Annotated in this window: 9 protein-coding genes and 1 pseudogene; 8 read left to right on the forward strand and 2 right to left on the reverse strand. The window is 62.4% G+C overall.

The features are described 5' to 3' along the window. The first annotated feature begins 330 nt into the window (after positions 1-330). The 4 genes and pseudogenes from AHiyo1_RS18095 to AHiyo1_RS27200 all read left to right on the forward strand — a co-directional run bounded on the left by AHiyo1_RS18095 (position 331) and on the right by AHiyo1_RS27200 (position 3,581). Complete coding sequence (locus AHiyo1_RS18095; protein WP_059389469.1) at positions 331-1,899, forward strand: NCS1 family nucleobase:cation symporter-1; 1,569 nt, start codon at positions 331-333, stop codon at positions 1,897-1,899. A 141-nt stretch (positions 1,900-2,040) separates the two neighbouring features. Beyond that, positions 2,041-2,799: an aspartate/glutamate racemase family protein gene (locus tag AHiyo1_RS18100; protein ID WP_059389470.1), complete on the forward strand. Its 759-nt coding sequence runs from the start codon at positions 2,041-2,043 to the stop codon at positions 2,797-2,799. A gap of 51 nt (positions 2,800-2,850) precedes the next feature. After that, a pseudogene (locus tag AHiyo1_RS27195) lies at positions 2,851-2,943 on the forward strand (SDR family NAD(P)-dependent oxidoreductase); the annotation flags it as partial. Positions 2,944-2,999: 56 nt separating this feature from the next. Continuing rightward, the gene (locus tag AHiyo1_RS27200; protein ID WP_253257442.1) at positions 3,000-3,581 is read left to right on the forward strand and encodes an SDR family oxidoreductase; all 582 of its coding nucleotides are present in this window, start codon (positions 3,000-3,002) and stop codon (positions 3,579-3,581) included. On the opposite strand, the gene AHiyo1_RS18115 is transcribed toward AHiyo1_RS27200, so the two are convergent. Both AHiyo1_RS18115 and AHiyo1_RS18120 read right to left on the reverse strand, forming a co-directional pair. Then, positions 3,578-4,489 carry a glutaminase gene (locus AHiyo1_RS18115; protein WP_059389471.1) on the reverse strand — a complete coding sequence of 304 codons (912 nt, stop codon included), beginning with the start codon at positions 4,487-4,489 and terminating at the stop codon, positions 3,578-3,580. The two genes, AHiyo1_RS27200 and AHiyo1_RS18115, sit on opposite strands and share 4 nt — an antisense overlap. Positions 4,490-4,494: 5 nt before the next feature. Then, positions 4,495-6,111, reverse strand: coding sequence for a PucR family transcriptional regulator (locus AHiyo1_RS18120; protein ID WP_253257443.1), 1,617 nt, complete (start codon positions 6,109-6,111; stop codon positions 4,495-4,497). Positions 6,112-6,383: 272 nt separating this feature from the next. On the opposite strand from AHiyo1_RS18120, the gene AHiyo1_RS18125 reads away from it, so the two are divergent. From AHiyo1_RS18125 to AHiyo1_RS18135, 4 genes are all read left to right on the forward strand, one after another. Further along, entirely contained in the window at positions 6,384-7,982 is a 1,599-nt protein-coding gene (locus AHiyo1_RS18125) for an amino acid permease (RefSeq protein WP_059389472.1), read from the forward strand. 14 nt (positions 7,983-7,996) lie between these two features. After that, complete coding sequence (locus AHiyo1_RS18130; protein WP_253257444.1) at positions 7,997-10,378, forward strand: beta-eliminating lyase-related protein; 2,382 nt, start codon at positions 7,997-7,999, stop codon at positions 10,376-10,378. 346 nt (positions 10,379-10,724) lie between these two features. Next, positions 10,725-10,862: a hypothetical protein gene (locus AHiyo1_RS27205; protein WP_253257462.1), complete on the forward strand. Its 138-nt coding sequence runs from the start codon at positions 10,725-10,727 to the stop codon at positions 10,860-10,862. A 119-nt stretch (positions 10,863-10,981) separates the two neighbouring features. Next, complete coding sequence (locus AHiyo1_RS18135; protein ID WP_059389473.1) at positions 10,982-12,472, forward strand: cation:dicarboxylate symporter family transporter; 1,491 nt, start codon at positions 10,982-10,984, stop codon at positions 12,470-12,472. The last annotated feature ends 81 nt before the right edge of the window (positions 12,473-12,553 follow it).

Here is a 12,553-nt window from a genome sequence, read left to right on the forward strand (position 1 = left end):
CATTGAATGTCTGGGCGCTTGCACTGTGGTGCGCGCTGAACCGTGCATAGAAATTTCGTATTGTGAGAATATAATTCTGTAATTCGAGATTAGCCATGCGTTCGTCAAGCGTCAATCTCGTCCCGCGGAGACTAGCGCCCAGGGGGTCCCGCGGCGCCCACGCTGCCGTTTGTGACCGCCGTCGGGAGCTTGGCCCTTGACCAAAGGTGACCTGGCTCATACAGTTATTTCACTATTCAATAACTAGATTCCACGATGCGAAAAGCTTCAACTCCTCTCACAGCGTCTCGGAAGCCTAGTTGCAGCACCACAAAGAAGTGGAGATCCACGATGCAATCGACTCCCCCAGTCGGCGTCACAACGGCTCCGGAGCAGACCATCCTGCCAGGCAGTTCGGTCCATCCGTCAGTAGGAAATGAAACCCTGTGCGATGTAGCGTCCGTCGCAGCGGGCCGAGACATCAGCCCCACCCTCTATAACCTCGACCTCGCCCCTACCAAGAAGGAGGGTAGGCGCTGGACCAGCTACAGCATCTTCACCCTCTGGGCCAACGACGTCCACAGCCTTGGCAACTACGCTTTTGCGATCGGCCTCTTTTCCCTTGGCCTGGGCGGGTGGCAAATCCTCGTGGCCCTGGGCATCGGCGCCGTCTTGCTGTTCACCCTCTTGACCTTCTCCGGTTTCATGGGCCAGAAGACCGGTGTTCCCTTCCCGGTCATGAGCCGGATCAGCTTCGGTATCCGGGGCGCCCAGCTGGCCAGCCTCGTCCGCGGGGCCGTGGCCATCGCCTGGTTCGGAATCCAGACGTACCTTGCCTCCGTGGTGCTCCGCGTCATGCTTGTCGCCATGTTCCCCGGGCTCAAGGAGATGGACGCCAACTCGATCCTCGGCCTGTCCACCCTTGGTTGGATCGCTTTCGTATCGCTCTGGATTGTCCAGTTGGTCATTGTCAGCTTCGGTATGGAAATGATCCGAAAGTACGAGGCCTTCGCAGGCCCCATCATTCTCGCCACCATGCTGGCCATTGCCATCTGGGTCTTCGTTGAGGCCGGGGGTGCCATCCAGTGGTCCGGCATCAAGGGCCTCGAAGGCGGCGAGATGTGGCGCACGATCTTTGCCGGCGGCGCCCTCTGGGTCTCCATCTACGGCACGTTCGTCTTGAACTTCTGTGACTTCACCCGCTCCTCGGTGTCCAAGAAGTCGATTGTCCGTGGCAACTTCTGGGGCATCCCCATCAACATGCTCCTCTTCGGCGCAATCGTGGTGATCATGGCCGGCGGCCAGTACAAGATCAACGGCAAGATCATTGAAAGCCCCTCGGACATCGTGCAGAGCATCCCCAACACGCTCTTCCTGGTCCTGGCTTGCCTCGCTTTGCTGATCCTGACCATCGCGGTCAACCTGATGGCGAACTTCGTGGCACCCGTCTACGCCCTGACCAACCTCTTCCCCAAGCACCTGAACTTCCGCAAGGCAGCCTGGGTCAGCGGTACCATCGGCCTGATCATCCTGCCGTGGAACCTCTACAACAACCCCCTCGTGATCGTGTACTTCCTGGGCGGACTCGGCGCGCTGCTCGGCCCGCTGTTCGGCGTCGTCATGGCCGACTACTGGCTTCTGCGCCGCGGCAAGGTCAACGTCCTCGATCTCTACACGGACCACCCTTCGGGCACCTACTTCTACAAGCGAGGCGTCAACCCCAGGGCGATCGCCGCCATGGTTCCGGCCGCCGTCGTCGCCATCCTTATCGCGTTCGTTCCCGCACTGGAGGCCGCGGCACCGTTCGCCTGGTTCTTCGGCGCAGGCATCGGGGCGTTGTGCTACTACTTGTTCGCGGACAAGAAGCAGCAGCACACCGACGTCTCCGGCGAGCCGATCGCCGTCGTCAGCAACCACTAATATTCAACTCACTCGCAGTTGTGTCGTTTTCGCCCGTCAAAACGACAACAACTGCGAGGGCCCACACCGTCAGGGTTCCCTGGCCGAGCTTGCGAGGCGAGGGTGGCGGTGGGGATTAGTTGGGCTATCCAGGAGGAACACATGCGCATCCTCGTCGCAAACGTCAACACCACCCAATCCATGACCGACTTCATCGCAGCCCAGGCGCGAAGCGTCGCGGCGCCCGGAACCGAGATCATCGGCATCACCCCGCGGTTCGGCGCCGATTCGTGCGAAGGGAACTTTGAAAGCTACCTCGCGGCCATCGCGGTGATGGACCGCGTGGTCAACTACCCCGAACCGTTCGACGCCGTCATCCAGGCCGGCTACGGCGAGCACGGCCGCGAGGGACTCCAGGAGCTCCTCGACGTTCCGGTGGTCGACATCACCGAGGCCGCGGCCAGCACCGCGATGTTCCTCGGGCACAAATACTCCGTGGTCACCACGTTGGACCGCGCGGTCCCGCTCATCGAGGACCGCCTCAAGCTTGCCGGCCTCGACGACCGCTGTGCATCCGTCCGCGCGAGCGGCATGGCAGTGCTGGAACTCGAGGAGTACCCGGAACGCGCAGTCGAGGCCATCGTGGAACAGGCCGAACGAGCCGTGCGTGACGACAAGGCCGAGGTCATCGTCCTCGGCTGCGGCGGCATGGCAGGACTCGACGAGCAGATCCGCCAACGCTGCGGCGTTCCGGTGGTGGACGGCGTGGCCGCAGCCGTGACCATCGCCGAGTCGCTCGTCCGCCTGGGACTGTCCACGTCCAAGGTCCGGACCTACGCCACACCGCGCCCCAAGACCGTCATAGGCTGGCCCCTGACCACAACGGACACGACGACGGCGGATGCTCCCGCCGCGCACTAGCCCGACAAACAGGAGAACCGCGTGAGCGAAACCATCCTCACCCGGCCCCGGGTGGCCGTCGTCACCGGAGCCGGCTCCGGGATCGGGCGGGCAGTTGCCCGGCTTCTGTTGGCGGAGGGCTACAGCGTTGCCCTCGCCGGCCGGCGGGAAGCGCAGCTTCTCGAGACTGCCAACGGCCACCCCGAGGCGCTTGCGGTGCCGTGCGATGTGACAGTGCCGACGACGTCGCGCGCCTTTTCGAGGCGACCCGCCGGCGCTGGGGGAGGGTTGATGTCCTGTTCAATAACGCCGGCATCTTCGGCTTCCGGGGGTGTGGACGAGATCAGCGTGGCCGATTGGAATGCCACGTTGTCCGTGAATGTCACCGGATCCATGCTGTGCGCAGCGGAGGCCGTCCGGACGATGAGGCGCAGGAGCCGCAAGGCGGACGCATCATCAACAACGGCTCCATCTCAGCCCATTCGCCGCGGCCATTGTCCGTCGCGTACACCGTGAGCAAGCACGCCATGAGCGGCCTGACCAAGAGCATCGAGCTGGACGGGCGTCCGTATGGCATTACGTGCGGGCAGATCGATATCGGCAACACACGCACCGAGATCATGGACACCATCGGCGTGGGCTCGGGGGCACTCCAGGCCGATGGAAGCAGGCGCGTGGAGCCGATGTTTCCTGTGGGGGACGCTGCCCGCGCGGTGCTCATGATGGCGAACATGCCGGCGTCGGCCAATGTCGGCTCCGTGGTGGTGACCGCTGCGGGAATGCCGTTCGTGGGCCGCGGCTAGAAAATCGACCAGCCCGTGCGGGTGGTGAACTCGTCGAGGGCGGCAACGCCCGCGAGTGAATTCCCGGATCGTCCCAGGCCGGGGCTCCAGACGCAGATGGTGCATTTGTTGGGTACCACTGCCACAATGCCGCCACCCACTCCGCTCTTTCCAGGGAGTCCTACGCGGTAGGCGAATTCGCCGGCGGCGTCGTAGGTGCCGCACGTGAGCATCACGGCGTTGATTCTCTTGGTCTGGGACGGGGACAGCAGCGGTGTGCCGTTCCCGCGCAGCCCGTTGTTGGCCAGGAACCTGCTCGCCAGGGCCAAGTCGGTGCAGCTCATTTCCAGGGCGCACTGGCTGATGTAAGCCTCGAGGACCGATTCCACGGGGTTTTCCAGGTTCCCGTAGCTGGCCAGGAAGTGTGCCAGCGAGGCATTGCGGTGGCTGTTGGCCGCCTCCGACGCTGCCACTTCGGGGTCCGTATCGACGGAGTTGTTACCGCTTTCTTGGCGGAGCAATTCCCGGACGGGAGATGGCGAGCTGCCCGCGATGCTGAGCAGCCTGTCCGTGACAACAAGGGCGCCGGCGTTGATGAACGGATTCCGCGGAATTCCGTCCTCATGTTCCAGCTGCACCAAGGAATTGAATGGATTGCCTGAAGGCTCCCTGAACACGCGCTTCCAGATCCGGTCGCCATCGCCAGCGAGCACGAGGGCGAGGGCGTAGACCTTCGAAATGCTTTGGATGGAGAAGGGCACGTCGGCGTCTCCGGAGGAGAACACGTCGCCGTTGGCGGTTGCCATGGAAATGCCGAATTGCTTGGCATCCACCGCGGCCAGGCTCGGGATGTAGTCGGCAGGTGCTCCTTGGCCGAGCAAGGGCCGGACCGTGCCGACAATGTCGTCAAGGAGATTCTGGAGGTCCATGCTACTCAGTTCCGTCCTTCGGAGTGGGTCCACAGCCTGAGCTGAAGATGTGCGAGCAGCCGTTGCTCTGCGGACTGGAGGTCGATGCCCGCCACTTCGCACGCACGCCTCAGGCGGTAATGCACCGTATTCCGGTGGACGGCCAGTTCCTCTGCGCACCGGTTCACATCGCCGAAGAATTCAAGGTAGGTCAACAGCGTTGTGGCGAACTCGGGGTATCGCTTGCACAGCACGGTGATGCCTCCGTGCCGAAGGTCGGTCCTTGACGCCAGAAGCTCCAGCAATTCCTTGGTCAAAACGGTTGTTTCCACGTCGGCGTAGGACGCCACATGGATTGAGGGTGTGCTTTCCAGGACCTTCAGTACACTGCGGACATGCTCCAGGGTGCCATGCAATGCATCGAGGCGTTCGACGACGGGTCCGACGGCGGCCTGCACCTGGCAGTGCAGGTGGACCCTTGCGTCCCGGACAATGAGGTTGATGAGGCGGTTGATGGCCGGCGGGGACTTCACTGGGTCAAGATCGGGAAGAATCATGGCTATTTCCAGGCCGATGGCTCCCACCACAGCACCTGGTCGGTAGGCCGCCGCATGGATCGATGCCACATTCGCCAACTCGCCGCGCCGCAGTTGCAGGCCCGCCGCGGACTCGTCGTCGCCTTTGGCGGAAATCAGGACGAGGGCCGCCGGCTTGGATGGATCGATGCCCGCGGACTGTGCCTGGGAGTGGATCTGCGGAGTGCCGCTGAGCAGGCTGGAGATCCTGTCGCGCCGCAGTGCCTGGGACTGTTCGTTGCGGTGCCGGACCAGTTCTATCGCCGCGTGCCGTGCAGCTCCGACCATGAGCTTGTCCGTGTTGGGAGCGAGGGGTTCCTTCCCTTCTTGAAGCCAGATGTACCCCAGGATCCGGTTGCCCGCGTGGATCCCGATGGCCACCCGTTCCCGTAGGCCTTCCGTCGGGTTGGCTTCCATGTGGATGGGAGCTTCGGCCGCTTGCAGGTGCTTATAGACCCCGGACTCTTTCAACAGTTTTTGGTAGCGTTCGGGTCCACGTCGGGCCAGGATGGAGAGCCTGCGGAGTTCATCGACGTCGTTGGAGGCCGGTGAATACGCCAGGACGCGGTTTGCGGGATCCTCAATGACGACGTGGCCGTTGGTCAGGGTGGCGGTGGTCTGGGCGATGGCAAAAAGATCCCGGTGGATGATCGTGGACGCGTCCGTGGAAAGTGCTGGCTCTTGGATGCGGTCCTTGGCGATACTCTCCAGCGTGCCCCAGCTCATTGCGGGGGACACGGCAATCAGGCCGATTCCGGTGGGAAGCAGCATTTCCCGGACGGCGTCCAGTTCCTCCTCGCTTCCTTTGACCGCGACGGCGGCGGGGTAGTCCGGAATCAGCTTCCGGATGCTCGGCAATGCCGCGCGACCCCGGACTCCGATCAGCAAGACCAAGCTCCCGCGTTGGACGGCCGCCTCGTCCTCGGCGTCCACGATCACGGTTTCACGAACCATGCCATTGTCCATTCCGGGAGGAACCAGCAGCTGCCCGTTGTCGACGCCGATGTCTTCAAGTATGTCGCTGAGCATGGCGCCAATGACATGCTCGGCAGATTCAAGGGGTGCCACCCGTATTCACTTCCTCTAAGCGGCTTAGCCGCGCTCACAGCCATGAACATTACTCGCACTCAGGCGGAACGGAGTTGTTATTCGCGCACAACGGGGATCCCGCGAATTTAGCTGGCCAGACAGTTCCTTCCCTTCCGCTGGAACCTAGAGTTGTTTTCCGTCCCCCCGCTGACGATCCAGCAGTGCAGCTGTGATCCAACACTCAAGCCGGGGGACAAGTTCTGGAGCATGCAGCCGCACCCGCGGAACCGGAGTCAAAGGAGACCCCTGGAATGAAACGCACACTGAACTCGCCTGCGCCAAGCCCGATCGCCGGGGCTCGGATTGCCGGGCTTGATCCCGCTGATTCGCTGGAAAACAACCGGGAGCTTCTTGGCGACCGTTCAACCTCGGCGCAGGACTTTTCGAGCGAGGAGGCCGGGTACCACAAGACGCTCAAGCCGCGGCAGATCCAAATGATAGCCATCGGTGGAGCGATCGGAACGGGCCTTTTCATGGGGGCAGGTGGCCGATTGAACGGTTCCGGCCCAGCCTTGATCTTCGTCTACGCCCTTTGCGGGTTCTTTGCGTTCCTGATTCTGCGCGCCCTCGGCGAACTGGTTCTCCACAGGCCATCCTCGGGTTCGTTCGTGTCCTATGCCAGGGAGTTCTATGGCGAGAAGATGGCCTATGCGGCCGGCTGGCTCTACTTCCTCAACTGGGCCATGACGTCGATTGTCGATGTCACGGCCGTGGCGCTTTACGTCAAGTTCTGGGGACAATTCTGGGAGCCGCTGCAAACGATCCCGCAATGGCTTATCGCCCTTTGCGCCCTTGTCATTGTGCTGGCCCTGAACCTCGTCTCGGTGAAGATCTTCGGCGAGATGGAATTCTGGTTCGCGCTGATCAAGGTGGCCGCGCTGGTAGCCTTCCTCGTCGTCGGGGTCTGCTTCATCGTCTTTGGTGGGAAGACCGACATCGGCGTTCCAGGGCTGGGCGTGATCCTGGACCACGGCGGAGCTTTCCCGACCGGTGCCGTAGCGCCCTTGCTGGCGATCAGCGGCGTCGTGTTCGCGTATGCCGCGATTGAACTTGTTGGTACGGCTGCAGGCGAAACTGCCAATCCGGAAAGGGTGATGCCGAAGGCCGTCAACACGGTCGTCTTCCGGATTGCGCTCTTCTATGTCGGTTCCGTGGTGCTGCTCTCGCTGCTCTTGCCGTTCACGGCGTACAAATCCGGCGAATCGCCCTTCGTCACCTTCTTTTCCCATCTCGGAGATCCCCATGCCGCGGCCGTTTCGGCATCGGTGATGAACTTCGTTGTCCTGACAGCGGCATTGTCGAGCCTCAACGCCGGCCTCTATTCCACGGGCCGGATCTTGAGGTCGATGGCGGTCAATGGCTCCGCGCCACAGTTCACCGCCAGGATGAGCAAATCGGGGGTGCCTTATGGCGGCATCCTGCTGACAGCCGTGATCACTCTGCTTGGCGTCGGCCTGAATGCCCTCGTGCCGTCGCAAGTGTTCGAGATCGTTCTCGAGGTCTCTGCGATCGGGATCATCGGCGGCTGGGCAACCATCATCCTGTGCCACATCAAGCTTCAGGCCTGGGTCAGGCTCGGCAAGGCCGTTCGTCCGTCATTCCGGCTCTTCGGAGCCCCCTTCACTTCATACCTCACGCTCGCCTTCCTTGCCTTCGTTCTTGTCACGATGGGCTTCTCGGAGACGGGGCGCTGGGTCCTCGCTTCCCTTCTGCTCCTGATACCCCTCCTCATTGCTGGCTGGTTCGCTTGCCGCAAACGCATCCTGGAGGCAGCCGAGGCCCGGCGCGGCCACACTGGCGACCTTCCCGTCGTCGCCGGTTCCTTCTCCCAGGGCGGCCACCGCTCCTGATGCACAACGAATTGATGGAAAGCGGAACCACTTTGCCCGGCATCACGCCCCGAAACAGCAGCGCCACCCTGACGACGGAAACCACTCCGAGCAAGCGAAGCCACGTGAACAGCCAACCTCCAAGGCAGGACATCCAGACGCCCAGCAGCGCGTGGCGTTCGCGCGCTGACGCGTGGGAGTTTCTCGGGTACGCGTTCAAGCAGCTGGCAAAGGGAGGACAGGGAATCCAGTCGCGCTCCGGACTGCAGGACCAAGCCGTCCAGGCGCTGCGCCTTCTTCAGGCCATGGAACTGTATTGGGCGGCGCCGGGGCTCGCCGCGTTGGCGCCGTTACTAAACTGCATGGATTCGGGCGATTACGACGCCGGATTGGACATGATCCGCGGAATGGCGCACCTGATGCCTTCCGCCGGTCCGGGACCAGTAGGTCCGCGTCCAGCCAGCCCGGGACCGGTCAGCCCGGACCGGGTCGGCCCGGAACCAGGGCAGTCCGGGGCGGAGCGCTCTATTTCGGGTGTCCCGGAAGACAGCCGGGAGCGGCGGCCGGCGAGGGAGCGTCCCCGGTTCGATGTCCTGTTTGTCGACGACATGACTGAACAAGAAGCCGAAGCGCTGAAAGCGGAATTGCTGGCCCAGCGGAGGCCGTCCGATGCCTTCACCTATGAACTCATCGTGGTTCCCAGCTACGAGGATGCGCTGGTTGCCTTGGTCCTGAACCCAGCCATCCAAGCGTGCACTCTCCGCCCGGGATTCAGCATCGCCAGCAGCCAGCCGCTTGGCCGCGACCTGAGGAAATACCTTGCCGGCCTCGTGGGCCCTGACCTTGCCGGCATGCCACCGCTGGGCAGGTTCCTCAGCCTTGCCGAGCAGATCTCCGAGTTGCGCCCCGAACTGGACGTGTACCTGGTAGCCGGTGTGGCCATGGAGAGCCTCGCGGGCTCACTGACGAAGCGGTTCCGGAGGATTTTCCGCAGGCAGGACAATCTCGACCTCCACCTGTCGCTGTTGTCGGGTGTTGCCGAGCGGTACCGGACTCCGTTTTTCACCGCACTGCAGGAATACAGCCGGCGGCCGGCCAGCGTCTTCCACGCCTTGCCGATCTCCCGCGGTGGCTCGGTGGGCAATTCGCCCTGGATCCGCGACATGGCCGATTTCTACGGCATGAACCTCCTCTTGGCCGAGACGTCCGCGACGTCGGGAGGCCTCGATTCGCTGTTGGATCCGCACGGATCGATCAAGGAGGCCCAAGACTTGGCGGCGCGGGCTTTCGGTTCCCAGAAAACCTTCTTCGTCACCAATGGAACATCCACCGCCAACAAGATCGTCCATCAGTCCATCCTTGCTCCAGGGGATGTGGTCCTCGTCGACCGCAACTGCCACAAATCCCATCACTACGCTTTCGTCCTCGCGGGAGCCCGGGTTTCCTACTTGGACGCCTACCCGCTGGACAAGTTCGCCTTCTACGGTGCCGTGCCCTTGGCCACGATCAAGGCCCGGTTGCTGGCCTACCGACGTGCCGGGCGCTTGGATGAAGTCAAGATGATCACTTTGACCAACTGCACCTTCGACGGCATCGTCTATGACGTAGAACGCGTCATGGAAGAATGCCTGGCCATCAAACCGGACCTCGTCTTCCTTTGGGACGAGGCCTGGTTCGCCTTCGCCCGGTCCCACCCCGTCTTTCGGCGCAGGACGGCCATGGCCGCGGCGAGGAAGCTTGGGGCCTCATTCAGTGATCCCGGCTATGCCGCCAGGCACGCCGAACAAGCGGCATCTCTCCACGATCCAGTGACGGGTGCGCCCGCCGACGATGAACTCTGGCTGAAGACCCGGCTTATTCCGGATCCAGCGAAAGCGCGGCTGCGCGTCTACGCCACGCAGTCCACCCACAAGACCCTCACCTCGCTACGTCAGGGATCCATGATCCATGTCTTCGACCAAGACTTCAGCGAGCATAACCAAGAGTCATTTCGCGAAGCATATATGACCCACACCTCCACGTCGCCCAATTACCAGATCCTTGCTTCGCTCGACATCGGCCGCCGCCAGGTGGAGCTTGAGGGTTTCGGCCTGGTGCAGAAACAGGCGGATCTGGCAACCATCGTTGCCCAGGCAGTGGCCCGCCACCCCCTGCTGAAGAAATACTTCCGGTCCTCACGTCGAGGGACCTCATTGCGGCGCCCTATCGGGAAACCGGCAGTGCCATGCCGCTCCGGGATGGGCTGGCGGCACTGGCGGACGCCTGGCTGCACGACGAGTTCGTCGTCGACCCCAGCCGCCTCACGCTGGACATCAGCCGGACAGGGATCGACGGCGACACTTTCCGGCACCGGTACCTCGCCGACAAGCACGGCATCCAAGTCAACAAGACGTCACGTAACACCGTGCTGTTCATGACCAACATCGGCACCTCCCGCAGCGCTGTCGCCTACCTGATCGAAGTCCTCGTCAAGCTGGCAGAGTCCTTCGAAGAGGAACGGCCGGCGCGGAAAACGGCAGACGAAGGTCTCGCCGCGGGGCTCACGGGAACCACTCCGCCGTTGCCCGATTTCAGCAGCTTCGCGGACCGCTACCGGCGCGATCCGCTCAGTCCTGATGGGGACATCCGTGCCGCCTATTTCGAGAGCTACAAGGATGGATCAACCACCTACCTGTCCGCGGGAGACCTCAAGGCCAGGATGCGGAAGGCGAGGAAGTTGTTTCGGCCGGATTCGTCACCCCTTACCCTCCGGGCTTCCCCATCCTGGTCCCGGGCCAGGTCATCACCAGCCAGGCGCTGGAGTTCATGGAGGCTCTCGATACGCGGGAAGTCCACGGCTTCGACCCACTTCGTGGGTTCAGGATCTTCACGGACAAGGAGGTTGAGGAGGTGCAGCGCTGAATCTGCAGATTCCACATTGTGAAATTTGAATTTCCCCTTGTGGAATGAAGTGATCGGGATTACATTTGAAAACAACCCCCCAAATCAGGGGCTGTTCCCAAACTGATTGGTTCAGATCAATGAAGATCCCAGACTCTGCGGCGCTGAAGGCGAGTTCGGCTCCGCGGAAGAAGAAGCCACTGTACAAGTCGCTCTTCTTCCAAATTCTGATCGCCGTCGTCGCAGGTGTACTCATCGGCCATTTCTGGCCGAACATCGGGTCCGCCCTTCGGCCACTGGGCGATGGTTTCATTCAACTCATCAAGATGATCATCGCTCCGCTGATCTTCCTCGTGATCGTCACGGGTATCTCGGCAGTGGGCGACGTCAAGGCGGTCGGAAGGGTCGGGGTCAAAGCCCTCTTGTACTTCACCGGCGCCACGCTTTTCGCACTGGTTTTCGGCCTGATCGTTGGAAATCTTGTCCAGCCGGGTGCCGGACTGCACATCGATCCCAGCACTCTCTCCCAGGATGCGCTGAACGCAAAGACCGGGACTGCGCCGCCCAAGGATGCGGCTTCCTTCCTCCTGGACATCATTCCCACCTCTGTGATCGGCGCGTTCGCCAGCAACAGCCTGCTCCAGGTCCTGTTCTTCTCGGTCTTCTTCGGCGCGGCAATCGTCGTCATCGGACGCGAGCGGTGCCTCCCGGTCATCAGCCTCATGGAAACCGTCCTGGAACTGATCTTCAAGATCATGTCCTGGATCATGAAAGTGGCGCCCATCGGTGCCTTCGGCGCCATGGCGTTCATCATCGGCCAGTACGGACTCGATACCCTCGGGACCTATGCGCTCCTCATCGCCTCCTGTTACGGGGCGGCCATCGTCTTTATCGGCCTGCTGTTCCTGGTCGCCTGGAGTTTCGCCCGGGTGCCCCTGTGGCAGTTCCTGAAGTACACCCGTGAGGAATTCCTCCTCGCGCTGGGCACGGCATCCACCGAGGCCGTCATGCCACGGATCATGACCAAGCTGACCAACGCCGGTTGCTCCCGGGCCACCACCGGCCTGGTTGTTCCCACGGGCTACTCCTTCAACCTCGACGGCGCCGCGATCTACCTTTCGATCTCGCTGTTGTTCCTTGCCCAGGCCTTCGGCCACCACCTTGACCTCGGCCAGCAGTTGGCGGCCCTGGGTGTCCTGCTCCTGACGTCCAAGGGCATGGCCGGCGTACCCGGTTCGTCCTTCCTGGCACTCTCGGCCACAGCCGCCGCACTGGGCATCTTCCCGGTCGCCGGCGTCGCGCTGCTCCTGGGTGCCGATCGGCTCATGGACTCCATGCGCGTCGTCGTCAACCTGCTTGGCAACTGTGTGGCTACGTTTGTCGTAGCGAAATGGGAGGGCCAGTTCGACCGTTCGGTCATGGTCCGCGCCTTCAACGGTGAAATCACCAACGAGGATTCCGCCATCATGCTCGGAGCCGAAGACGTCTTCGAAGAACAGGAAATCGAGCGCCTCAGCGAAGGACGCGAGCCTTCGCCGAAGTTCCGGGGCGGCCCGAACCCCGACGCGATACCGCAGTTCGAAATGATCAAACCGGGCCAACACCGGAGCCCCTTGGTCAGTCCGGACTAGGCACCACGCACCATTCCAGTTGATCGCCCCACGGCCCCGCCGTGGGGCGATCGGTTACTTAAGAACTTGCGAAAAGCGGCA

The sequence above is a fragment of the Arthrobacter sp. Hiyo1 genome (assembly GCF_001263615.2).
Classification (GTDB): domain Bacteria; phylum Actinomycetota; class Actinomycetes; order Actinomycetales; family Micrococcaceae; genus Arthrobacter.